A 21915-nucleotide genomic window follows, 5' to 3' on the forward strand; every position below is an offset into this window, starting at 1 on the left:
ACCGATCGCTGTGGACGCGGCCGGCGTCGTGGTGCTGGGGGCCTGCGCCGGCTGGTCCCTGATCACGGCGGCGGTGCACGACGGCCGGCCCGAGGGTGTGCTGCTCGCGGTGCTGGCCGTGGCGGCCGGGTACGCCGCCGGGCGGATCGGCGGGGCGCTGCTGCCGGTCGGCGGGCCCTGTGCCGGGGCGCTGGCGGGTATCGGGCTGACCGTGGCCGTTCCACACCTCGCGCCGGGGCCGCAGATCACCACACCTCTGGGGCATGCCGGGGCGACGACTGCCGTGCTGACGCTGTCGGCCGGTGCCGCGTGCTGCGCGGCCTGGGCCGCTCGTGGTCCGGCCGTGCGGTTCGCCCTGCGGCTGCTGGCCGCCGGGACGGCGGTGCTGGCGGCCGTACTCGGCTCGGCCACCGGCTGCGTCACCTCGGTCGCGGTGCTGTTGTGCTCGCTGGCCGCCGGCCGCACCCGGCACCGCGGCGCCGGCCTCGCCGTACTGGGCGCGGTCGCCGTCCTCGTGACCGGTCTGACCTGGGCGGTCGCGGCGCGGGCCGTACCGGGCGGGCTCGTGACGGCCCTCGAAGAGCGGCTGACGCCGCACCGCGTACAGCTCTGGCAGGACGCCTGGCAGCTGCTGCGCGACGACGCCGCCCTGGGGGGCGGCCCGGGGCGCTTCGGGGAGCTGAGCACGACGTCCACGCAGTCACTGCTCTCCGACGGCAAGCCCCACTCGGCGCCCCTTCAGCAGGCGGCCGAACAGGGGGTCGTCGGTGTGATCCTGCTGGCGGCGGCGTTCGGCTGGGTGCTGTACGCGCTGTGGCGCAGCCCCCGCCCGACCCCGGTGGCGCTGACCGCGGGCGCGACACTGACGGCGCTCGCGGCCATCGCCGCGATCGGCAACGCGCTCAGCTTCACCGCGGTGTCGGTGGGTGCGGGCCTGCTGGCGGGCATGGCCACCGCCCGGCCGCTCACCGTCGAACCGTCGAGCACCGCGCCGGACACACATTCCCGGGGTGCCGGACGCACCCCGGCATGGTGACCGGAAGCCCACTCAGTGCGCGGGAGCGCCCGGCTTGGTCCGCCCCAGCCGCGCCTTGATCACCTGTACGGCCGCCTCCGCGTCATCCACCGTGACCGTGAAGGTGTGTCCGTCCCACAGCTCCAGCACGACGCCCTCACCCCGTCGTACGACCACCGCGGTGCCCATCTCCGGCCGCCATCGATAGCCCCAGCCGCCCCAGTGGCGGGGAGTGACGTGCGAGATGTACGTGGCGCCCGCCACATGGGAGAGCGGGATACGGCGGCGGGGCAGTCCGATGTGGCCGCAGCGCACCTCCAGGTGCTCCTCGTCGACCCGCAGGGCGACGTGCACGAAGGCGAGTGTTCCGAAGAGGACCAGCAGCCCGGCGGCGATGCAGCCGACCACGGCCATGACCAGCGGGACGATGCCGGACGTCCACGCCGAGTCGACGGCCAGTTCGATGCCCAGCGCCATGCACGCGGCGCCGATGAGCGCCAGCAGCCACTGGACCCGGTTGGTGGCCCGGCCGGTCCAGACGTCGGCGTGCGAGTGGGGAGCGTTCTCGCCGTGGCGGTGGTCCCTCATGCCTATGAGGTTACTCAGGTTTCGCTCTGCTGGTACCTCATCGCGGAGCGTGACTGCGCCGCCCGGGCGGCGGGGGCGGATCCAGCACGCCGACGATGGTCGGTGACCGGTGCCGGTCAGCCGGCCGGCGTGACCGCCCGCAACAGCCGCCCTTCGTCGTACGCCAGGGCGGGTGCGGGCAGCGCGCCCTCGCGTCCGCTCAGCAGGACGGTCAGGGTGCCGTGCGGCGTGGCCCCCGGCGCGGGCTGCTCGCCGAGCCTGCGCAGGGCCTGCGCGGCCACGGCGCCCGCGGAGCCGTGCAGCACGAGGGGCGGCCGGCCGGGGCGCTGGACGGCGGCCCGGATGCGCTCGGCGACCAGTTCGTAGTGGGTGCAGCCCAGGACGATGGTGGTCACCTCCTCGGGGGTCAGTGCGGCGGCCGCGGACACGGCGGCGTCGATCGCCGCCTCGTCCGCGCGTTCGACGGCCTCGGCGAGGCCCCAGCAGGGCACCTCGGTGACGGGGACCCCGCCGGCGAAGTCCCGGATCAGGGTGCGCTGGTATGTGCTGCCGGTGGTGGCCGGGGTGGCCCAGATGGCGAGGTGTCCGCCGCCGGCCGCGGCCGGCTTGATCGCCGGGACGGTGCCGATGACCGGGATCTCCGGTTCGAGACGGGCGCGCAGGGCGGTGAGCGCGTGCACGGTCGCGGTGTTGCAGCCGACGATCAGGGCGTCGGGGCGGCGCGCTGCGGCCGCCTCGGCGACGGCCAGGGCGCGCTCGGTCAGGTCTTCCGTGGTCCTCCGGCCCCACGGCATGCCGTCGGGGTCCAGGGAGAGCACGAGATCGGCGTCGGGGCGCAGCCGCCGAACCGCGACGGTGGCCGCCAGCAGACCGATTCCGGAGTCCATGAGCGCGATCTTCACCCGATCACGATAGACGATGAGCGGTCCCTGGCAGTTCCGGTGGGGCAGACTGCGCGCGTGAGCGCCGTTGTGTGGACTGCCGCTGGATCACTTCTCGCCTGGCTGTGGCTGCTGCTCTGTCAGGGCTTCTTCTGGCGCACGGATGTGCGGCTGCCGCCGCGCCGGGAACCGGACGCGTGGCCGTCCGTGTGCGTCGTCGTCCCGGCCCGCGACGAGGCGGCGGTGCTGCCCGCCGCGCTGCCGTCGCTGCTCCGGCAGGACTATCCGGGGCGGGCGGAGGTGTTCCTCGTCGACGACGGCAGTGCGGACGGCACCGGTGACCTGGCGCGGGAACTGGCGCGCCGGCACGGCGGGCTGCCGCTCACCGTGGACTCGCCGGGCGAGCCGCCCGCGGGCTGGACCGGCAAGCTGTGGGCGGTGCGCCACGGCATCGGCCTGGCACGCGCGCGTGATCCCGAGTACCTGCTGCTGACGGACGCCGACATCGCGCACGCGCCGGACAGTCTGCGGGAGCTGGTGGCGGCGGCCCGCTCCGGAGGGTTCGATGTCGTCTCCCAGATGGCCCGGCTGCGGGTGGAGAGCACGTGGGAACGGCTCGTCGTGCCGGCCTTCGTCTACTTCTTCGCGCAGCTCTACCCCTTCCGCCGGATCGGCAAAGAGGGAACGCGCACGGCGGCCGCGGCCGGTGGCTGCGTCCTGCTGAGGGCGGAGGCCGCGGAGCAGGCGCGGATCCCGGACGCGATCCGGCACGCCGTGATCGACGACGTGGCCCTCGCCGGGGCGGTGAAGCGCGGCGGCGGCCGTGTCTGGCTGGGGCTGGCCGACCGGGTGGACAGCGTCCGGCCGTATCCACGGCTGGGCGACCTGTGGCGGATGGTGTCGCGCAGCGCGTACGCCCAACTGCGGCACAACCTCCTGCTGCTGGCCGGGACGGTCGCCGGGCTGGCGCTGGTGTATCTGGTACCGCCGGTGGCGGTCGTGGCGGGGCTGGCAGCGGGGAACGCGGCGGCAGCGGTCGTCGGAGGGCTGGCCTGGCTCGTGATGACGGGGACGTACGTGCCGATGCTCCGCTACTACGGGCAGCCGCTGTGGCTCGCCCCCCTGCTGCCGTTCACCGCGTTCCTCTATCTCCTCATGACGGTCGACTCGGCGGTGCAGCACTACCGGGGGCGCGGTGCGGCCTGGAAGGGCCGCACCTACGCCCGCCCGGACGCCGTGCCCGACGAGGGCTGACGGCCGCGGGAGGCGTCACTTCCTGCCGGGGGTCCAGTTCATGCCCCACCCGTAGGCGTAGTCGACGGTCCGCTGCGGGCTCACCCCGCGCTCGGGCACGAGGTAGCGCGCCTCCCGCTGTACGACCAGGTCGCCGCCCGTGTTGGTGATCAGGGCGAGCGCGCACACGGGCGAGGGAACGGTGCACTCGTCGAGAGAGAAATCGATGGGTGCGCCGTGCTGCGGCTGGAGGGTGACGGTGGCGTTCAGGTCGGCGAACGAGCGGGCGCCTTCGTAGATGGTGACGAAGACGAGGATGCGCCGGAAGGCGTTCTTGTGGTCGAGATTGACAGTGAGGTTCTCACCGGTCGACACAGCGCCGGTGCGGTCGTCGCCGTCGAGGTGGATGTACGGGGGCTGGTGCAGTGCCCCGAAGGCGTTGCCGAGGGCCTGCACGACGCCCTTGCTGCCGTCGGCGAGTTCGTACAGCGCGCACAGGTCGAGGTCGAGGTCGGAGTGCATCGCGGCCGGACGCCCGAACTTGCCGCTCCACCCCGAGAACTGCTTGTGCGTCTGCCAGTTGAGGTTCACGTGCAGGGCACCGGAGGTGCCGCCCTGCTTGGTGAGCGACACGGAGGGGGCCGCCTTGGTGAGCGTCACCTTGGTGAGGCGTACGGGTTCGGGCGGTGCCGCCGGGGGCGCGGCCGGCGGGGGCGGGGCCACCGGCGGGGGCGTGTACGCCGAGGGCGCGGCAACGGGAGCCGGGGCCGGAGTCGGGGCCGCCTGCTGCGGCTCGTCCACCGTGATGCCGTAGTCCGTGGCCAGTCCTTCGAGTCCGCTGCTGTATCCCTGCCCGACGGCGCGGAACTTCCAGGCGCCCTGGCGGCGGTAGAACTCACCGAGTACGAAAGCGGTTTCAGTGGTGGCGCCCGGGTTGTCGAAGCGGGCGGCCTGGGTTCCCTGGGCGGCGTCCTGGACCTCGATGTACAGGCCCGGAACCTGCCCGAATGTGCCGCCGTCGGAGGAGGCGGCGAGGACGATCGTCTCGATCGCGGGCTCCACGCGGGTGAGGTCGACGAGGAGCGTGTCGGTCACCCGGCCGTCGGTGTTGCGCTTGCCCTCGTGCCGGATGGCGCCGGAGGAGTGCGCGGGCTGGTTGTAGAAGACGAAGTCCGCGTCGGAGCGGACCTTTCCGCTTACCAGCAGCAAAGCGGAGGCGTCGGCGTCGGGCATCCCCGGCCCGGCCCGCCAGCCCAATTCCACCCGCAGCGCCGCGGTAGGCACCGGAGTATTTGAACCTTTCATCATTTGCATGTCCGCCCCCATTGCGTGTCACCGTCGCCAGGCACATCCCGGCCGTCCGTCGAGTTCCGTTCGCACAACCTATTCCTCCCCGCGGCGAACTCCCATGCGCCGTCACACCGGAAGACCGGTGCCCAACCCTGGTAACCCGCCCGGAGCTCGGCCTTTACACGATCGGAGCCTCGTCCGGCGCCCCTTTTTGCCGAGTTCGCTCGCATTGGGGATACCGGGTCACTGCGGACACGGAAAACAACCCTCTTATCGGTCTCCCCAACCAGCACATCGTGGGCTTAACTTATGTGCCATGACCTCCCCCCGCTCCACCTATGGCGGCGGCTACTACTCCGCCTCCTTCCCGGACACCCCGATCTACGACAAGCTCGTCGCCGAGCGGGGCACCCCGCAGATCGCCCCGATCCGGGTCCCCGCGCAGTACGACATGCCGGGCGGCAACCTTCCCGCCCTCCCGTCAGCGCTGCCCGCTCTTCCGGCAGCCCCGTCCCAGCCCGCCTACGGTTATCCGCAGGCACAGCAACCCTCCCCGCTCCAGCAGGCGCCCGCGGCGTACATCCCGCAGCAGGCCACCGCACCGCGCGGCTATCCCGGCCACCAGCCGCAGCAGCCGCGCCCGGCGGCACCCGGCGCGGGCTACGAGGCGATGCGCCCCGCGGCTCCCCGGCCCGCCCAGGCTCCCTATCAGGACCCGTACAACAACCAGCAGTACCGCGGTTACTGAGCCTCCTGCCCAGGGGCTGTCGGTGCCGGCTGGCACGATGGCCCCATGGGGAACGCACACCTGCACTCGATCCACGTCCATCCGGTCAAGGCGATCCGGGGCCTCGCGCCCCGGGAGGCCGTCGTGGAGCCCTGGGGGCTGACCGGAGACCGGCGTTGGGCGCTGGTAGACGACGAGGGAAAGGTCGTCACGCAGCGCCGGCAGCCGCGCCTCGCGCTGGCCGCCGCCGAGCTTCTGCCGGACGGCGGCGTCCGCCTGTCCGCACCCAACATGCAGCCCCTGACGGTGCCCGTCCCCCGGCCGTTGGACACGGTGCCGGTGGAGATTTTTTGCGACAAGGTTGACGCGGTCCCGGCCGAGGACGAGGCCGCGCGCGCCTGGTGCAGCGCCTATCTCGGCATCGACGTGCGTCTCGCGTACATGGACGACCCGGCCACGCGCCGTCCCGTCGACCCGGAGTACGCGCGCCCCGGCGAGACCGTCTCCTTTGCCGACGGCTTTCCGCTGCTGCTCACCACCACCGCCTCCCTCGACGCCCTCAACGCCCTGATCGCTCAGGGTGACCACGCGGACGAGGGCCCGCTGCCCATGAACCGTTTCCGGCCGAGCGTGGTCGTGGCGGGCACCGACGCCTGGGCCGAGGACGACTGGTCGCGTCTCGCCATCGGTGACGTGTCGTTCCGCGTCGCCAAGACCTGCGGACGGTGCGTGGTGACCACCACCGACCAGGGCACGGGCGAGCGCGGCCGCGAGCCCCTGTACAGCCTGGGGCGGCACCGGCGGTTCGACGGCAAGCTGGTCTTCGGGCAGAACCTGGTGCCCCTGTCCGGGGGCACGATCCGGGTCGGTGACCCGGTCAGGATCGTCGGGTAGCCCGGGCCGAGGTCGACGCCCCCGGGCGGGAACCGCTCCACGAGCCCTGCCGTTGACCTTGTGTGAGAAGTTCATGAGAGTCGCCGGTGAGAGGTGATTTCGCTCTCTCTTCGCCGGGTTGGCGCGTGGACGGCTCCGCCGGGGGTTATCACGGAGCGGGAAGGGGGTGCAGGCGGTGCGAGCGATCAGCGGACTCTGGCGCTGGCGGCGCAACCCGCTGTGCCGCGCGACCGATCTGGCCGAAGCGTGGGTGGCGCTGGCGGCCCTGGTGCTGATCCTCCTGGCCGCCCCGGTGGCCGGTTCCCTCGTCGGGGGCGCCGCCGAGGACGCCCTCCAGCGCTCCGTCCGCGAGCAGCGCGAAGCGCGGCACCTGGTGACGGCCACGGTGGTCCGCAAGCTCGACCGCTCCCCGCTGGACGCCGACCCGGAGACCTCCACGGGCCGGGATCTGCGCAACCGCGTCCTCGCCGACTGGACGGCACCGGACGGCACCGCGCATCAGGGCCCCGTGCTGGCGAGCCTCAAGAACCCTCAGCACGGCGACGCGTTCCGGATATGGACCGACCGGCACGGCCACATGGTGGCCCGCCCCCTCGACTCCGCGACGGCGTCGACCCACGCGGTCCTCGCCGGCTTCGGCGCGGCCCTGGCGGCCGGCGGCCTCGTCGAGGGCGGCAGACGGCTGATCGTCTGGCGCATGGTCCGCCGCCGGTACGCCCGTTGGGACCAGGCATGGGACAAGGCGGGCCCGGACTGGGGCAGGACGGGCACCGGCAGCTGACAGCCTTCCGGCTCTGGTCAACCCACCACCCGCGCGCACGCTACGGTGGTCCGGCCGAACCGTTCGGCACAACCCGCGCGCGAGCGAGCAGGAGGGGCGCGCCGGTTTCGATGCCGCGTGCGCGCGCAGGCCCGAGGGGCCCGGCACGGTCGCGGTCCCGACACCGGTGGGAGCGTCCCGAAGGCGAACGAGCCATCAGTACGACCGAGGTGGGGGCACAGCTACACCATGGCACAGGGCACGGTCCAGGTGACGCACACCGGCACGTCGCGGTGGCGGCGCCGCACGGGTGAGTACGCATCGCTCGCCGCTGCTCTGGAGGCCGCGGCGGACGGAGATGTTCTCACGGTCGCCTCCGGCACCTACCGGGAGAACCTCGTGGTGCAGCGCGCGGTGACGCTGCGCGGCCCCGAGGGCTCCCCCGGCTCGGTGCGGATCGCTCCCCTGGACGGGGTGCCGCTGACCGTGCGCGCCTCGGCGGTGGTCCAGGACCTGCACGTGGAGGGCCAGGACGCGGCGGCCCCCGCGGTGCTGGTGGAGGAGGGTACTCCGGAGCTGAGCAACGTACGGGTGGTCACGCGGTCGGCGGCCGGGATCGAGGTGCGCGGCAGCGCCCGCCCCACGGTCCGGCGCTGCGCGGTCGACAATCCGGCGGGCATCGGCATCGCCGTACTCGACGGTGCGGGTGGGGTGTTCGAGGAGTGCGAGGTCGTCGCGGCCGGCCAGGCGGGCGTGGCGGTGCGCGGCGGCGCACACCCCCGTCTGGACCGCTGCCGGGTGCACCACACCTCGGGCTCGGGTCTGTCGGCGACCGGGGAGAACTCGGCGCTGGAGGCGGTGGGCTGCGAGATCTACGAGGTCCGGGGCAGCGGTGTGCAGATCACCGGCCGGGCCACCGCGCACCTCACCGACTGCGATGTGCACCGCACGACGGCCGACGGGGTCACGCTCGACACCGACGCCGTGCTGACGCTGGCCGACTGCCGTATCCACGACATCCCGGAGAACGCGGTCGACCTGCGTTCCCGCTCCGTCCTCACGCTGACCCGCACCACGGTGCGGCAGTTCGGGCGCAATGGCCTGTCGGTGTGGGACCCGGGCACGCGCGTGGACGCCAACCAGTGCGAGATCTTCGACAGCACGGGCGACTACCCGGCGGTGTGGGTGAGCGACGGGGCCACCGCGGTGCTCGACTCGTGCCGGGTGCACGACGTGCCGGACGCCCTGTTCGTCCTCGACCGCGGCTCGCGCGCGGACGTCGTCGACAGCGACCTGTCGCAGGTGCGCAACACGGCCGTGTCCGTGAGCGACGGTGCGACCGCGCAGCTCGACGACTGCCGGATCCGGGACGCGGCGACGGGCGCCTGGTTCCGCGACCACGGCAGCGGCGGCACCCTCAGCAACTGCACGCTGGACGGCACCCAGACCGGCGTCATCGTCACCAAGGGCGCCGACCCCACGGTGGAGCGCTGCACGATCGAGTCACCCGCGGAGGCGGGGGTGTACGTCTCGGCCGGCGGCCGCGGCAGCTTCCAGAACTGCCGGGTGACGGGCAGCGGCGGCTACGGCTTCCATGTGATCGACGGCAGCCGTACGACGCTGCGGAAGTGCCGCACGGAGCGGTGCGCGCGCGGCGGCTACGAGTTCGCGGACAGCGGCGCGGACGCGGCGTCCGGGGCGGGCCCCCTGGTCGAGGACTGCACCAGCGACGAGAGCGCGGGACTGCGGGGACCGGCGGCGCGGGAGACGGCCGTGCAGACGGTGAGCCACTCCTCCGGCCTGCTGGGCGCGGTCCCGGGGCAGCGCGCCGAACCGGAGCCCCCGGCCCCGGCCCCGGTCGCGGAGCCCGAGCAGCCGGCCCGCTCCTCCAAGGACGTCCTCGGTGAACTGGACGCCCTGGTCGGCCTGGAGAGCGTCAAGCGCGAGGTACGTGCCCTCACCGACATGATCGAGGTCGGCCGGCGCCGGCAGCAGGCGGGCCTGAAGGCGGCGTCGGTCAAGCGGCACCTGGTCTTCACCGGCTCCCCCGGCACGGGCAAGACGACGGTCGCGCGGCTGTACGGCGAGATCCTCGCGTCCCTCGGTGTGCTGGAGAAGGGCCACCTGGTCGAGGTGTCCCGGGTCGACCTGGTGGGCGAGCACATCGGCTCGACCGCGATCCGCACGCAGGAGGCCTTCGAGAAGGCGCGCGGCGGCGTGCTGTTCATCGACGAGGCGTACGCGCTGTCCCCGGAGGACGCGGGCCGCGACTTCGGCAAGGAGGCCATCGACACGCTGGTGAAGCTGATGGAGGACCACCGGGACGCGGTCGTGGTGATCGTCGCGGGCTACACGGCCGAGATGGAGCGCTTCCTGTCGGTCAACCCCGGTGTGGCGTCCCGGTTCTCGCGGACCATCACCTTCAGCGACTACGGCCCCGAGGACCTGCTGCGGATCGTGGAGCAGCAGGCCGAGGAGCACGAGTACCGGCTGGCGGCGGGGGCGGCACAGGCCCTGCGGCAGTACTTCACGGAGCTCCCGAAGGGCCCGGCGTTCGGCAACGGCCGTACGGCCCGGCAGACCTTCGAGGCGATGGTGGAGCGGCACGCGAGCCGGGTCGCCCAGCTCCCCGAGCCGAGCACGGACGACCTGACGCTGCTCTACGCGGAGGACCTGCCCGAGCTGCTCTGAGGATCCGCTTCGGGACCCGGGCAGGGCGGCTCGGCCGTGTCACGGGGTGCCGGCAGGCCCGGCCGCAGCCGGGCCAGCAGCTTGCGGCGCTCCTCGGCGAACGCCGGGTCCGCCTGGTAGTCGGAGTGGCCGAGGATCGGCGCGGGCAGCGGGTGGAGGGCGGTGCGGCCGTAGGAGAGGGGGTCCGGCAACGGCACGTGGTCGACCCCGAGGTCGTGGTTGCCGGGCAGGCGCACCGGGCCGCCGATGGGGTCGGTGAGCCGGTACAGGTTGCGCCAGCAGTCGACCTCCCGGTGCAGGGCGCCGAGCGCGGCGGGGCCGAAGTGCGCCGGGAACCAGCGGCCGTAGAGCCGCTCCAGCGGGGAGCCGTACGTCAGCAGTGCGACGCGTTTGCGGGTGGACGGCGCGAGTTGCCAGGCCGCGGCGGCGGCGAGCACACTGCCCTGCGAGTGCCCGGAGATGACCAGCCGTCCGCCGGTGGCGCGGGTCCAGGTCGCGATCCGCCAGGTCAGGTCGGGCACCGCGCGCTCGGCGTAACAGGGCGGGGCGAAGGGGTGAGCGGCGCGCGGCCAGAAGGTGCCGACGTCCCACAGGATGCCGATGGTGCGGCGGGCGGCGGCGTCCTTGTAGGCGCGCCTGCCCCAGGTGACGAACAGCAGGAAGCCGAGGCCGATCAGCCAGGAGCCGAGGGCCTGGGCGGTCTCGGCGGCGCCGTGGACGACGGGGTAGGCGCCCTGCGCCGCCTCGCCCGGTGTCTCGTCGGTGGTCAGGGCGCCCACGAGGGCTCCCGCGCCGAGCAGCAGGGTGGCACCGGAGGTGACGGCGACGATCCGGGGCCCCCGGTCGGTGAGGGAGGCCATCGCGCGGGTGTAGGCGATACGGCGCATGCGGGCGCGGTCCTGGGCCTCGTCCGGGTAGTCGCGGGCCACCGCCTCGCGTTCGGCGCGGGCGAGCTGCCAGGCGCGGTGGGCCAGCCAGCCGAAGAGCACCAGGAGCACCACGATCAGGGGCGGGATCACGGACGCCTGCCAGGTCAGCAGGACCGGCGGGCCGTCGATCGACGTCCCGGTGCCGTCCAGCCAGTCGGACACGCGCTGCGACACGCCGCCGGACATCACCCCGCCCAGGGCGCAGGCCAGCATCGCGACGGCCGGTCCGCCGAGGCCCCGCAGCACGGCCCGCCGGTCGGGGGCGGTGCGGTGCAGGGCGTGAGCGACGCCGGCGAGAACGATCACGAGCAGGCCCTGGACCAGGGCGAGACCGCCGAAGGTGGCGTCGCCCGGCAGCCGGCCGGCCGACTCCCAGCCGGGGCGCTCCCAGCCCGCGTACAGCAGCGCGAGGGCGAGCAGGACGAGGGCGGCGAGCGGCAGGCGTCGTACGAAGCGCTCGTCGAGTTCCCGGTCGATGCGTCTCTCGCTGCGGCCCCGGCGGCACACCACCCACACCACGGCGACCGCGCAGGCCACGAGGGCCGCCTCCAGGAGCAGGCCCAGGGTGTTCAGTACGGCGGGACCGCCGGGCTCGCGGTCGTGCCGGGCGGCGGCACTGGCGACCGCGGCGGCGACCGTGACCAGCCCGGCGGCGGTGTGCGCGGCGCGCAGCCGGGCCACCAGCCGGCGTCCGTACCAGAAGCCGGGCCGGCCCAGCGCGGTCGAGCCGTCGCCGTCCTCGTCGGGCTCGGGGCCGCGGGCCGGCGGCTGCTGGGACTCGTAGTCGCTCCAGGTGCGACGGGAGAGGTACCACAGCAGAACGGTCAGCGCCGTCGGGACGAAGGACGCCAGAACGAGCCTGCGGCCGGGGCTGCTCCACCAGCCGCCGTCCGAGACGGTGGGCGAGAGGAAGCCCAGCCAGGAGTGCCGGTCGGCGCACGCGCGCGTGCCCGCGCACTGCCAGGCCGCCAGATCGAGGGCGACCTCGCAGGCCGCCGCCACGAGCAGCACCGTCAGGGTGAGCCCCGCGAGCCGTACCAGGAGGCCGTACAGGCGCACGGTGCGGCGGTGGCCCCGGGCGCTGGGGCGCATCCAGTGAGCGAGGTTGACGACCATGAACGGCAGCAGCAACAGCCACAGGGCCCGGGTGCCGTTGCCGGAGGTCAGGTTGCACCAGACGTAGGCCTCGGGCACCGGTCCGTCGCGGCGGCGGTCGTCGGGGCTGGTCTCCGCGTCGACGTCGTCGGCGCGCCGGAAGACGGCCGCGATGTCGTCGCCGGTGATCCGCACCGTGCGCGGATCGTTGAGCATCTCCTGCGGCGTGGTGCCGCCCACGCCGTGGACCAGGAGTTCCAGGGCGGTCCCGGTCTCACCGGGCCGCTGGGCGGGCTGGTCGGGCCCGCCGGTCGACGCATGTTCCTGCGCACGTTCCACTGATTCGCACTTCCCCCGTGACACGCCGTCGGCTCTGTCCGTGCGGGCACAAGGATCTCCACTTCTGCGGCGCCGCACACCTCCTGTCATGGAATCTCCCCGATCCGTGACATTGCGGAGCGACGAGTGAGACCCAACGTGACATGTGCGCGACGAGTGGTCGGTGGCGCCGTCGGCGCCGCGACATGCAAGGATGGGGCGTCCGCGCACCGGAGCCGGGGGAGAATGTCCTAGTTGCGGCAAGTGCGCAGGGCGTGTCGGACGGCATTGAGGCGAAAGGACCGGAGCGTACGTGAGCGAGAATCAGAACCTCCTCGCGGAGCAGCGGCGATCCCTGATCCTCGACGAGGTCCGCCGCCGAGGCGGGGTCCGGGTCAACGAGCTGACGCGCAGGCTCGGCGTGTCGGACATGACGGTCCGCCGCGACCTCGACGCGCTCGCCCGCCAGGGCGTGCTGGAGAAGGTGCACGGCGGCGCGGTCCCGGTGGTCGAGGCGAGTACGCACGAACCGGGCTTCGAGGCCAAGTCGGGGCTGGAACTGACCGCCAAGGAGGACATCGCACGGGCGGCGGCCAAGCTGGTCGCGCCGGGCGCGGCGATCGCCCTGTCCGGCGGCACGACGACGTACGCCCTGGCACAGCAGCTGCTGGACGTGCCGGACCTCACGGTGGTCACCAACTCGGTGCGGGTGGCCGACGTCTTCCACGCGGCGCAGCGCACCTCGGATCCGCGGCAGGGCGCGGCCACGGTCGTGCTGACCGGCGGTGTGCGCACCCCGTCCGACTCGCTGGTGGGGCCGGTCGCCGACCAGGCGATCGCGGCGCTCCACTTCGACCTGCTGTTCCTCGGGGTGCACGGCATATCGGTCGAGGCCGGTCTGTCGACGCCGAACCTCGCGGAGGCGGAGACGAACCGGCGGCTCGTGCAGTCGGCCCGGCGGGTGGTGGTGGTCGCCGACCACACCAAGTGGGGCAAGGTGGGCCTGAGTTCGTTCGCCTCGCTGGAGCGGATCGACACGCTCGTGACGGACGCCGGTCTGCCGGACGAAGCCCGCGGGGTTGTCGTGGAGCACCTGCGGCGGCTGGTGGTGGCCGGGGAGCCCGAGGAAGGGGCAGACATCTGACGGGCCGCCAGCTAGGGTGACGCTGCCGGTCATCGCCCGCTCCCGTACAGGAGGGCTTCGTCCATGGCTCACCGTCTGCGCCGGGCGGGGCTCGACTTCGTCGGGATCGCGCCCGTACGGCACGTCTCCGCGCGGGAGATCTCCGCTCCGGTGGAGGCCGTCTACCGCACGCTGGAGGACGTGGCCGGCTGGGTCGCCTGGTTCCCCCAGGTGACGGCCGCCCGCCCGATCGCCGACGGGAAAGGGCGCGACATCCGCCTCAGGGGAGGTGTCCGGTTCCGGGAGTCGATCATCGCGGCGGAGGAACCCGAGGTGTACGCCTATCGCGTCGACGTCACCAACGTGCCCGGAGTGCGTGCGATCGTCGAGGAGTGGCGGCTGGCCCCGGCCGGTACCGGGACCCGGGTGCGGTGGACGTTCGCGACCGACGGGACGGCGGCGTACCGGCTCGCCATGAAGCCGGTACGGGCGGCTCAGGCCAGGGCCTTCCGGGACGCCCTCACGGCGCTGGACCGGAGGCTGGCGGCGTCGTAGCGCCGCACGCCGACGGGCCCGGGGGCTCGACTCAGTCGGGCCAGACACCCGTCGCCAGCAGCGAGTCGATCGTGGCCGTGTACGGCTCGATGTCCAGCCCCTGGGCGGCCAGCCAGGTGTCCGAGTAGTACTTGTCGAGATACCGGTCCCCCGGATCGCACAGCAGCGTCACGACGCTCCCCTGCCGCCCCTCGGACACCATCTCCGCGACGATCTTCAGCGCGCCCCACAGGCCCGTGCCGGTCGAGCCGCCCGCCTTGCGGCCGATGGCGCGCTCCAGCGCCCGTACCGCGGCGACACTGGCCGCGTCGGGCACCTTCATCATCCGGTCGATCGCGCCGGGCACGAAGCTCGGTTCCATACGGGGCCGGCCGATGCCCTCGATACGGGAGCCGCAGTCGTACGTGACGTCCGGATCGCCGGTGGTCCAGCCCTCGAAGAAGCACGAGTTCTCGGGGTCGGCCACGCAGACGCGCGTGTCGTACTGCATGTAGTGGACGTAGCGCGCGAGGGTCGCCGAGGTGCCGCCGGTGCCCGCCGTGGCGACGATCCACGCCGGCTCGGGGAACCGCTCCATGCGCAGTTGCCGGAAGGTGGACTCGGCGATGTTGTTGTTGCCGCGCCAGTCCGTGGCCCGTTCGGCGTAGGTGAACTGGTCCATGTAGTGGCCGCCGGTCTCGGCCGCGAGGCGGGCGGACTCCTCGTACATCGTGCGGGGGTCGTCCACGAAGTGGCAGCGGCCGGCGTGGAACTCGATGAGGCGGATCTTCTCGGTGCTCGTCGTACGCGGCATGACGGCGATGAAGGGCACGCCGATGAGCTTCGCGAAGTACGCCTCGGAGACGGCCGTCGAGCCGCTGGAGGCCTCGATCACCGGGCGGTCCGGCCGGATCCAGCCATTGCAGAGGCCGTAGAGGAAGAGGGAGCGGGCGAGCCGGTGTTTGAGGCTGCCGGTGGGGTGGGTGGACTCGTCCTTCAGGTACAGGTCGATACCCCACGACTCCGGCAGGGGGAACTGGAGCAGGTGCGTGTCGGCCGAGCGGTTGGCGTCGGCCTGGACTCTGCGGACGGCTTCTTTCAGCCATGCGCGGTAGGCGGCGTCGCTGCGGTCGACGTCGAGGGTCACGCCGATCCGGGTCTGCTGGGGAGTGCTCACGGGGGGGGCTCCTATCGCTGCGCGCCGACGACGTGTCGCGCGGCCGACACCCCGATCATAAGCACCTTCCACACGCTTCTCACCTGCATAAACGCACCTTTGAGCCCCCCAAAGCGCCCCCTGGGGCAGGGTCCGGGGCAAGGGGGCGCGCGGTCCAGGGGGCGCACTTGCGTGTGTGCTCCGGGCGCCCCCAGGAGAGCAGGTCCGCTGTACTGGTGCTCGACGCCGGGTGAGTGCAGACTTCACGACGGGACCAGGGCCCCGAACGGGGTACCGGCAGGGGTAAGAGGCACCAACCGGAGCAAGCCTCCGGACGGGGGCACACTGGATCAGGACACGAGCCCGTGCCGGATACCGCGGAGAGCGGGGGCCGGTGCACCGACACGCACAAGGGGGCGGGTGGCATGGCGGAGCCGGAGTTCAGGGCCACGGGCGTGCGGATCGGGAAGCGGCTGCGTTCGCTCACCCGGGCCGGACAGGTCCGGATCAGCGACGGCCGGCTCGAGCTGCTGACCAGTTACGGCAGTGAGATCGACAGCGCGCCGGTGCAGGCGGTGCGCGCCTCCAAGCCCTGGTTCGGCCCCGATGACCGAGCCACGGCGGATCTCAACGGCAAGCGGTACCTGCTCACCCTGGGCGACCACGACCCCGCTCCGGGGGAGCCGGGGCCGCCCGCCGCACGGCGCTTCATCGAGGCCGTGCGCCGGGCGGCGGGGCGTGGCGACTGAGATGTCCGCGAGTTGCGGTCTCCCACCCCCTGCGTCACTCTTGTCTCACGTCACTCTGGGTTTACCGGCGATAACGCTGCGAACCAGCCGCCGGCCACGACAGCGGGCGGCAGTGTCACGAAGGCGCCCTGCTGGATCCGAACTCCGTGTTCTTCCGGACCTCACGTCGGGGAGTCGCAGCCGTGATCAGCTACCCAAGCAGACACTGCACGGTGGAGCTCCAAGCCCTGCCGTCGCGGATCGGCCAGGTCCGCAGAATCGTATCTGCCCAATTGCGCTACTGGCATCTGGACGCCCTGATCGACCGGGCTTCACTCGGTGTGACGGAGCTGTTGTCCAACGTCCACCGGCATGCCCAGCCCGACAAGACGTGCACCGTGGAGATAGAGCTGCTGCTCGACCGGCTCACGGTCTCGGTGCGCGACCACGACCCGCGGATGCCCGTGGTCGACGACGCCGAGCCGCTGGCGACCTGCGGGCGCGGGCTCGCGATGGTGGCCGCCATGAGCGAGAGCTGGGGCGTCCGGCCGGACGGCGAGTCCGGCAAGGTCGTGTGGTTCACCCTTCCGACGTCCTCCGCCGCCGTGGCGGCGCCGTCGCGCCGGGTGCGGCGCGCGGTCCAGGAGAAACCCGCGCGCAGGTTCGCGGAGGTCGGGCACACCGCCGACGGGCTACGGCCCGAACATGCTCCCGCCCGGTCCGCCGTTGCCGGTTGACCGGGCGGTGACCACCGTTCCGACGGGGGCGCAGGGGCGAACACGTCGATGCCGCCTGCGCCCCGACCCGGCGCGCCGGCCCACGTCCGGCGGGTGAGTCCGGGAGCGGTGCCGCTCAACTCCGGTGCTCCTTCCGGTGGCGGGCGACGGTCGGCGTGACCACGCACGCGGCGATGGCGTTCCGGCAGCTCTCGGCATGGACGGCTCCTGACAGAGGAACAGGCTCTTGCCCTCAGGGCAGTGTCCTCATGCACCACCACCCTTGGCCGTACGGCCGAACTCCTCGTTCAGTACGGACAGTCGGCGCCAGTACTCCTCCTCGTCGATCTCGCCGGAGGCGAAGCGGTGACCGAGTACGGTGATGGGCGAGTCGGTCTCGACCATGGGCTGCCGCCAGGGGCCGCCGCGCCGTCCGCGCCACACGATGCGGCGCAGCAGCATGATGCCGCCGCCGATGACCAGTGCCCAGATCACCGGGAAGAACAGGATCCACGGGCCGGGGCCACCGCCACCGAAGTTCGCCAGGGTCTGCATGTCGATCAACTCCTCGGACGCGTTGTCGCGATGTCCTGTCTGTCGCCTCCGAGAATCGCCCCCCCCCGTGGGGTCCCCGGTCGTCGTACGGCCAGCGGCAGTGTGCGTACCTCGCTGGGAGTAGGCGGGCAGGGCCTGGGCCCCTCCGCGCCCCTCGATTTCTGTAACTACTGGTATGTACAGTGAAGGCATGAGCACCTCGGAACGGCTGATCGAGTCCACCCGCGAGCTGCTGTGGGAGCGCGGCTACGTGGGCACGAGCCCCAAGGCGATCCTGGAGCGTGCGGGCGCCGGGCAGGGCAGCATGTACCACCACTTCAAGGGCAAGCCCGACCTCGCGCTGGCCGCGATCCGGCGGACCGCCGAGGAGATGCGGGCTGCCGCCGCGGGAGTACTCGACGGCCCGGGAACGCCGTACGAGCGCATCGAGGCGTATCTGCGGCGCGAACGGGATGTGCTGCGGGGCTGCCCGATCGGCCGGCTGACCATGGACCCGGACGTGATCGCCAGCGCCGAGCTGCGCGCCCCGGTCGACGAGACGCTCGACTGGATCCGTGAGCGGATCGCCGCGATCGTCGAAGAGGGCAAGGAGCGGGGCCAGTTCGTGCCCTCGCTGGACGGCGAGGAGATCGCCGCGGCGGTCGTCGCGACGGTCCAGGGCGGTTACGTCCTCGCACGCGCCTCCGGCTCCCCCGCCGCGTTCGACGCGGGTGTGCGGGGCCTGCTGTCCCTGCTGGCCCCCCGTCCCGCCTGAGGAGACCTGAATGCACGCCATGCAGTACGAGTTCACCCTGCCCGCCGACTACGACATGGGTGTCATCCGCGACCGTGTCGCCCGGCTGGGGCATCTGCTCGACGACTGGGAGGGGCTCGGCTTCAAGGCCTGTCTGATACGCGAGCGCGGTCTGCGCGGCTCGCTGGTCAACCAGTACGCGCCCTTCTATCTGTGGAACACCGTCGAAGGCATGAACGCCTTCCTCTGGGGCGGCGGGTTCCGAGGGCTCAGTGACGACTTCGGGCGGCCGTGCGTGCGGCAGTGGACGGGGCTCGCGTACGAGGAAGGGGGCGGTTCGCAGGCGCGGTTCGCGGTGCGGCGGTGTCAACCCGTCCCGGCCTCGGGGCCGCCGGCGGAGGCGGTGGAGGACGCGGTGCGGGAAGCCCGGCGGCTGGCGGCGGAGGACGGGGCCCTGCTCGCCACGGCCGCCGTCGACACGAGCCGCTGGGAGCTGGTGCACTTCTCCCTCTGGGAGCACGACACCCCCAAGGCCGACGGCGACATGTTCGAGGTGCTGCACCTGTCGGCACCGGGCCGGGACCGGCTGCCCCGGGGGCGCCGGTGGTGAGCGCGGTCCGCACGGTGCTGGGGGACGTACCGCCCGGAGAGCTGGGCGTGTGCGACGCCCACGACCACCTGTTCTTCGGCAGTCCCCGGCTGCCCGGCCAGGAGCTGCGCAGTGTGGCGGCGGCGCGGGCCGAGCTGGTCGCGTTCCGGGAGCAGGACGGCGGTGCCGTGGCGCAGTGGACGCCGTACGGGCTCGGTCGGCGGGCCGCCGATCTGCCGCCGCTGTCCCGGGAGACCGGGGTGCACGTGGTGGCGGCGACCGGGCTGCACCAGGCCGTCCACTACGACGAGGACACGCTGAAGGGGCTGCGGGGCCGGCTCGCCGACGTCTTCGTCTCGGAACTCACCGAGGGCATCGGGGCCTCGGGGGTGCGGGCGGGGCTCGTCAAGGTCGCGGGCGGTTTCCACACCCTGGACGCGCATGCCCGCTGGACCATGACGGCGGCGGCCGAGGCTCATCACGCCACGGGCGTGACCGTCGCCGTGCATCTGGAGCTGGGCACCGGGGCACTGGACGTACTGGACTGGCTGTGCGGGAGGTTGGGGGTGCCGCCGCATCGCGTGGTGCTCGGGCACCTCAACCGCTCCCCCGACCTCGTGGTCCACCGGCAGGCCGCCGAGTCGGGGTGCTATCTGGCCTTTGACGGTCCGTCGCACGCCCACCACGCCACCGACTGGCGGATGCCGGACGCTGTACGGGCCCTCGCCGACGCCGGGTTCGGCGACCGGCTGCTGTTGGGCGCGGACACCACGACGGCCGCCGCCCGCTCGGTGGGCGGCGGCCCCGGGATGCCGTATCTGCTGCGCCGGGTGCGCCCGCGGCTCGTCCACGCGGTGGGCGAGGACCTGGTGGGGCGCATCCTCACGGAGAACCCGGGCCGGGCGTTCGCGGTGGAGTGGCGCTGACCGTGTGGTCCTCCGGTCTCAGCCCATGGCCTGGTCGCTGTCCTTCAGCTCGCCCCAGCCGTGCCAGCGGTCGACCTCGATCCAGGCGCTGACCCGGGGCCGGACGCGGTTCGGGTAGGGCTTGCCGATGTAGTGCCGGGCGAGAAGGTCGATGTCGGCCAGGTCCTCGTCGTCGTACATCTCGGTGACGCGGCCGATGAGGGTGACGTGGGTGTACCAGTCGTCACCGGCGAGGACGGTGAGCGTCACGCGCGGGTCGCGGCGCAGATGCTTCAGGCGGACCCGGCCCTCGTCGAGGTTGATCAGCACCCGGCCGTCCTGCCACGCGTACCAGGTGGCGGTGGAGACCGGTGTGCCGTCGGAGCGCAGCGTGGCCATGACGCACGGGTTGGGCCGGCTCAGCAGGGCTTCGGCCTCGGGCGGAAGCGGCGGCTTGGACATGGGGGAACCTCCCGGGTGATCAGGCGGACGGGTTTTCGTCGAAGCTCGCGAAGTAGGCGGCGGCCATGTCCTCGTCGCCGTGGCCCTGGGCGGCGGCGCGCTCCATGCGGGCGGCAGCGGCTTCGGCCACGTCCAGGCGGACGCCGTGGTCCGCACCGGCCTCGACGATGAGGCGGGCGTCCTTCGCGGCGGTGCTCACCGCGAACTGGGGCGGTGTGAGCCGGTCTTCGAGGACCAGGCCGGACTTGGCGTGCAGATAGCCCATGTCGAGCGGGCCGCCGGCGATGAGGTCGAGGAAACCGCGCGGGTCGACGTCGAGGGCCTTCGCCAGCGCCAGGGCCTCTCCGGCGGCGGCCGTGACGGCGAGGACCCAGCTGTTGGCGACCAGCTTCAGCCGGGTCCCGCCGCCGGCCGCCCCGTCCTCACCGGCCCACACGGTGCGGGCGCCGACGGCGTCGAAGACCGGCGTCACCGTGTCCCGGCCCTCGACGGGACCGGCGGCGAGCACGGTCAGCTGCCCGGCCTCGGCGGGCTGGCGGGTGCCCAGGACGGGCGCGTCGTAGAAGACCAGGCCGTGCTCGCGGGCGAAGGCGGCGAGGTCGCCGATGGCCTCGACGCCCGCGGTCGTGGACTGCACCCATGCGGCGCCGGGGCGCAGGGCGGGCGCCGCCTCCCGCATCGTGTCCAGGGCAGCGGGGCCGTCGTAGAGCATGGTCAGGACGACGTCGGTGTCCCGGACCGCCTGCGCGGGGGTGTCGGCGATGTGCACGCCCTCGGCGGCCAGCGGCTCGGCCTTGGCGCGGGTGCGGTTCCAGGCGTGGACGGTGTGCCCGGCGCGTGCCAGGTTGCGGGCCATCGCGGCGCCCATGATGCCGGTGCCCAGGACGCTCACGGTGAGCTTGTCGGTCATGACGTCCAACTTCCTCGTTCGTACGATGCGGGCGTACCGCCTGCGGTCAGCCTGCCCGCTCAGGCGCGAGCCTTCCCGGAAGCGGCGCGGACAAGCCCTTCGAGCCGTGCCTGATGCCGTTGGGCACCGGATTGGGGTCCGCCGGACCAGTTCGGCGGCGGGGCGGCCGCTCCGGGCCCTCGGAGATTCCACCCTTCGAACGTGCCCCGCCATGCCGCGGGCCCCGCCGCGGCAGGCGAGGACCGTCAGTCCGTCGCGGCGGAGTTCCTCGCCGCGGAAGGGTGTCGTTGAAGGCCACGGACCGTCAGGCCGAGGATCCACTGTCGATGACCAGGTCGGCGCCGACCACCGCACCGGCCGCGGGCGAGGCGAGGTAGAGCACCGCGGCTGCCACTTCTTCGGCCTCCGCGACCCGGCCGAGCGGGTTCTCCGTCTTCATGCGCCGGGCACGGTCGGCCTCGGTCTCGCCGGGCCGCAGCGACATGGGGGCGGCCGAGGCGCCGGGGCTGACCGCGTTGATGCGGATGCCCTGGTGAATGTGGTCGAGTGCGGCGGCCCGGGTCAGCGCGGAGACCGCCGCCTTCGACGCGATGTACGCGGCGGCGTTGGGGATGCGCCGGTGTGCTCCCAGGTTGGAGGAGATGTTGACGATGGTGCCACCGCCGTTCTCCTTCATGTGCGCGATCTCGTGCTTCATGGCCAGCCAGACCCCGGTGACATTGGTCCGCAGCACCGCGTCCCAGTCCTTCTCGCTCACCTCTCCGACGGGCACGGTGCCGCGGAGTATCCCGGCGTTGTTGACCGCGATGTCCAGCCCGCCGAAGCGGGTCACGCTCTCGCACACGAGGTTGTGGAGCTGGTCGGAGTCGGTGACATCGGCGGTGACGGCGGTGGCCGCGCCGCCGACGGCCTCGATGAGACCGGCCGTCTCGTCCAGGGAGGCCGCGGTGCGTCCCGCGACGACCACGGATGCGCCCTCGGCGGCGAATGCGAGCGCCATCGCGCGGCCGAGGCCGGAGCCTGCGCCGGTGACGAGGACGGTCTTGCCGGTGAAGCGGTTCATCTTCGATGACTCCCTTGAAC

The 21915-nt window shown here is 73.0% G+C and carries 22 protein-coding genes; 13 read left to right on the forward strand and 9 right to left on the reverse strand.

All coding sequences use genetic code 11. From position 1 onward, the window contains the following. Positions 1-10 precede the first annotated feature (10 nt). Positions 11-1036 (forward strand): O-antigen ligase family protein, encoded by a 1026-nt coding sequence (locus tag ACZ6TU_RS32320; protein ID WP_469552625.1) that lies wholly within the window; start codon positions 11-13, stop codon positions 1034-1036. Positions 1037-1048: 12 nt separating this feature from the next. Here ACZ6TU_RS32320 and ACZ6TU_RS32325 read toward each other — a convergent pair whose 3' ends face one another. Both ACZ6TU_RS32325 and ACZ6TU_RS32330 read right to left on the reverse strand, forming a co-directional pair. Beyond that, positions 1049-1603 (reverse strand): hypothetical protein, encoded by a 555-nt coding sequence (locus tag ACZ6TU_RS32325; RefSeq protein WP_467678592.1) that lies wholly within the window; start codon positions 1601-1603, stop codon positions 1049-1051. Positions 1604-1719: 116 nt separating this feature from the next. Then, complete coding sequence (locus tag ACZ6TU_RS32330) at positions 1720-2505, reverse strand: glutamate racemase (RefSeq protein WP_469552494.1); 786 nt, start codon at positions 2503-2505, stop codon at positions 1720-1722. 39 nt (positions 2506-2544) lie between these two features. Here ACZ6TU_RS32330 and ACZ6TU_RS32335 point away from each other — a divergent pair, with 39 nt between their 5' ends. Then, positions 2545-3738: a glycosyltransferase gene (locus ACZ6TU_RS32335; RefSeq protein WP_467678588.1), complete on the forward strand. Its 1194-nt coding sequence runs from the start codon at positions 2545-2547 to the stop codon at positions 3736-3738. A gap of 15 nt (positions 3739-3753) precedes the next feature. On the opposite strand, the gene ACZ6TU_RS32340 is transcribed toward ACZ6TU_RS32335, so the two are convergent. Continuing rightward, positions 3754-5025, reverse strand: a complete 1272-nt coding sequence (locus tag ACZ6TU_RS32340) for a TerD family protein (RefSeq protein WP_469552627.1) — start codon at positions 5023-5025, stop codon at positions 3754-3756. Between the two features lie 298 nt (positions 5026-5323). Between ACZ6TU_RS32340 and ACZ6TU_RS32345 the strand changes: the two genes are divergently transcribed. From ACZ6TU_RS32345 to ACZ6TU_RS32360, 4 genes are all read left to right on the forward strand, one after another. Then, complete coding sequence (locus ACZ6TU_RS32345) at positions 5324-5755, forward strand: DUF6643 family protein (RefSeq protein WP_467678586.1); 432 nt, start codon at positions 5324-5326, stop codon at positions 5753-5755. Positions 5756-5800: 45 nt separating this feature from the next. Beyond that, a complete protein-coding gene (locus ACZ6TU_RS32350) occupies positions 5801-6628 on the forward strand; it encodes an MOSC domain-containing protein (protein WP_469552497.1) in 828 nt (275 codons plus the stop codon). A 175-nt stretch (positions 6629-6803) separates the two neighbouring features. Continuing rightward, positions 6804-7409: an Rv1733c family protein gene (locus tag ACZ6TU_RS32355; protein WP_467678582.1), complete on the forward strand. Its 606-nt coding sequence runs from the start codon at positions 6804-6806 to the stop codon at positions 7407-7409. Between the two features lie 228 nt (positions 7410-7637). Next, positions 7638-10079: a right-handed parallel beta-helix repeat-containing protein gene (locus ACZ6TU_RS32360; protein WP_469552499.1), complete on the forward strand. Its 2442-nt coding sequence runs from the start codon at positions 7638-7640 to the stop codon at positions 10077-10079. On the opposite strand, the gene ACZ6TU_RS32365 is transcribed toward ACZ6TU_RS32360, so the two are convergent. Continuing rightward, positions 10049-12442 (reverse strand): hypothetical protein, encoded by a 2394-nt coding sequence (locus tag ACZ6TU_RS32365; protein ID WP_469552501.1) that lies wholly within the window; start codon positions 12440-12442, stop codon positions 10049-10051. The genes ACZ6TU_RS32360 and ACZ6TU_RS32365 overlap by 31 nt on opposite strands. Before the next feature lie 292 nt (positions 12443-12734). Between ACZ6TU_RS32365 and ACZ6TU_RS32370 the strand changes: the two genes are divergently transcribed. Together ACZ6TU_RS32370 and ACZ6TU_RS32375 are read left to right on the forward strand one after the other, a co-directional pair. Further along, positions 12735-13565, forward strand: a complete 831-nt coding sequence (locus ACZ6TU_RS32370; protein WP_467678576.1) for a DeoR/GlpR family DNA-binding transcription regulator — start codon at positions 12735-12737, stop codon at positions 13563-13565. A 63-nt stretch (positions 13566-13628) separates the two neighbouring features. Next, entirely contained in the window at positions 13629-14099 is a 471-nt protein-coding gene (locus ACZ6TU_RS32375) for an SRPBCC family protein (protein ID WP_469552503.1), read from the forward strand. Positions 14100-14130: 31 nt separating this feature from the next. Here ACZ6TU_RS32375 and cds1 read toward each other — a convergent pair whose 3' ends face one another. Continuing rightward, complete coding sequence (gene cds1, locus ACZ6TU_RS32380) at positions 14131-15255, reverse strand: L-cysteine desulfhydrase Cds1 (RefSeq protein ID WP_469552505.1); 1125 nt, start codon at positions 15253-15255, stop codon at positions 14131-14133. Positions 15256-15659: 404 nt separating this feature from the next. On the opposite strand from cds1, the gene ACZ6TU_RS32385 reads away from it, so the two are divergent. Further along, complete coding sequence (locus ACZ6TU_RS32385) at positions 15660-15983, forward strand: hypothetical protein (RefSeq protein WP_403848903.1); 324 nt, start codon at positions 15660-15662, stop codon at positions 15981-15983. Between the two features lie 182 nt (positions 15984-16165). Beyond that, the gene (locus tag ACZ6TU_RS32390) at positions 16166-16699 is read left to right on the forward strand and encodes an ATP-binding protein (RefSeq protein WP_467678570.1); all 534 of its coding nucleotides are present in this window, start codon (positions 16166-16168) and stop codon (positions 16697-16699) included. A gap of 246 nt (positions 16700-16945) precedes the next feature. Here ACZ6TU_RS32390 and ACZ6TU_RS32395 read toward each other — a convergent pair whose 3' ends face one another. Continuing rightward, entirely contained in the window at positions 16946-17233 is a 288-nt protein-coding gene (locus tag ACZ6TU_RS32395; RefSeq protein WP_467678568.1) for an SHOCT domain-containing protein, read from the reverse strand. Positions 17234-17408: 175 nt separating this feature from the next. Between ACZ6TU_RS32395 and ACZ6TU_RS32400 the strand changes: the two genes are divergently transcribed. From ACZ6TU_RS32400 to ACZ6TU_RS32410, 3 genes are read left to right on the forward strand one after another with little or no spacing between them, the layout of a single operon-like run. Then, positions 17409-17987, forward strand: a complete 579-nt coding sequence (locus tag ACZ6TU_RS32400; protein ID WP_467678566.1) for a TetR/AcrR family transcriptional regulator — start codon at positions 17409-17411, stop codon at positions 17985-17987. 10 nt (positions 17988-17997) lie between these two features. Next, positions 17998-18576 (forward strand): DUF4865 family protein, encoded by a 579-nt coding sequence (locus ACZ6TU_RS32405; protein WP_469552507.1) that lies wholly within the window; start codon positions 17998-18000, stop codon positions 18574-18576. Continuing rightward, positions 18573-19481, forward strand: a complete 909-nt coding sequence (locus tag ACZ6TU_RS32410) for a phosphotriesterase family protein (RefSeq protein ID WP_467678562.1) — start codon at positions 18573-18575, stop codon at positions 19479-19481. The genes ACZ6TU_RS32405 and ACZ6TU_RS32410 overlap by 4 nt, the downstream gene beginning before the upstream one ends. A gap of 18 nt (positions 19482-19499) precedes the next feature. Here ACZ6TU_RS32410 and ACZ6TU_RS32415 read toward each other — a convergent pair whose 3' ends face one another. The 3 genes from ACZ6TU_RS32415 to ACZ6TU_RS32425 form a co-directional block, all read right to left on the reverse strand. Beyond that, a complete protein-coding gene (locus tag ACZ6TU_RS32415; RefSeq protein WP_467678561.1) occupies positions 19500-19922 on the reverse strand; it encodes a PPOX class F420-dependent oxidoreductase in 423 nt (140 codons plus the stop codon). A 19-nt stretch (positions 19923-19941) separates the two neighbouring features. After that, positions 19942-20832, reverse strand: a complete 891-nt coding sequence (locus ACZ6TU_RS32420) for an NAD(P)-dependent oxidoreductase (protein ID WP_467678558.1) — start codon at positions 20830-20832, stop codon at positions 19942-19944. Positions 20833-21136: 304 nt separating this feature from the next. Continuing rightward, positions 21137-21895 (reverse strand): SDR family NAD(P)-dependent oxidoreductase, encoded by a 759-nt coding sequence (locus ACZ6TU_RS32425; RefSeq protein ID WP_467678557.1) that lies wholly within the window; start codon positions 21893-21895, stop codon positions 21137-21139. Positions 21896-21915 lie beyond the last annotated feature (20 nt).

Source organism: Streptomyces sp. NPDC052064 (assembly GCF_055585925.1).

Excerpts from the sequence above, each read along its gene's own strand:
- ACZ6TU_RS32325 (WP_467678592.1), bottom strand. The coding sequence starts at position 1,603 with ATGAGGGACCACCGCCACGGCGAGAACGCTCCCCACTCGCACGCCGAC.
- ACZ6TU_RS32340 (WP_469552627.1), bottom strand. The coding sequence starts at position 5,025 with ATGATGAAAGGTTCAAATACTCCGGTGCCTACCGCGGCGCTGCGGGTG.
- ACZ6TU_RS32345 (WP_467678586.1), top strand. The coding sequence starts at position 5,324 with ATGACCTCCCCCCGCTCCACCTATGGCGGCGGCTACTACTCCGCCTCC.
- ACZ6TU_RS32350 (WP_469552497.1), top strand. The coding sequence starts at position 5,801 with ATGGGGAACGCACACCTGCACTCGATCCACGTCCATCCGGTCAAGGCG.
- ACZ6TU_RS32360 (WP_469552499.1), top strand. The coding sequence starts at position 7,638 with ATGGCACAGGGCACGGTCCAGGTGACGCACACCGGCACGTCGCGGTGG.
- ACZ6TU_RS32375 (WP_469552503.1), top strand. The coding sequence starts at position 13,629 with ATGGCTCACCGTCTGCGCCGGGCGGGGCTCGACTTCGTCGGGATCGCG.
- ACZ6TU_RS32385 (WP_403848903.1), top strand. The coding sequence starts at position 15,660 with ATGGCGGAGCCGGAGTTCAGGGCCACGGGCGTGCGGATCGGGAAGCGG.
- ACZ6TU_RS32395 (WP_467678568.1), bottom strand. The coding sequence starts at position 17,233 with ATGCAGACCCTGGCGAACTTCGGTGGCGGTGGCCCCGGCCCGTGGATC.
- ACZ6TU_RS32400 (WP_467678566.1), top strand. The coding sequence starts at position 17,409 with ATGTACAGTGAAGGCATGAGCACCTCGGAACGGCTGATCGAGTCCACC.
- ACZ6TU_RS32405 (WP_469552507.1), top strand. The coding sequence starts at position 17,998 with ATGCACGCCATGCAGTACGAGTTCACCCTGCCCGCCGACTACGACATG.
- ACZ6TU_RS32415 (WP_467678561.1), bottom strand. The coding sequence starts at position 19,922 with ATGTCCAAGCCGCCGCTTCCGCCCGAGGCCGAAGCCCTGCTGAGCCGG.
- ACZ6TU_RS32420 (WP_467678558.1), bottom strand. The coding sequence starts at position 20,832 with ATGACCGACAAGCTCACCGTGAGCGTCCTGGGCACCGGCATCATGGGC.
- ACZ6TU_RS32425 (WP_467678557.1), bottom strand. The coding sequence starts at position 21,895 with ATGAACCGCTTCACCGGCAAGACCGTCCTCGTCACCGGCGCAGGCTCC.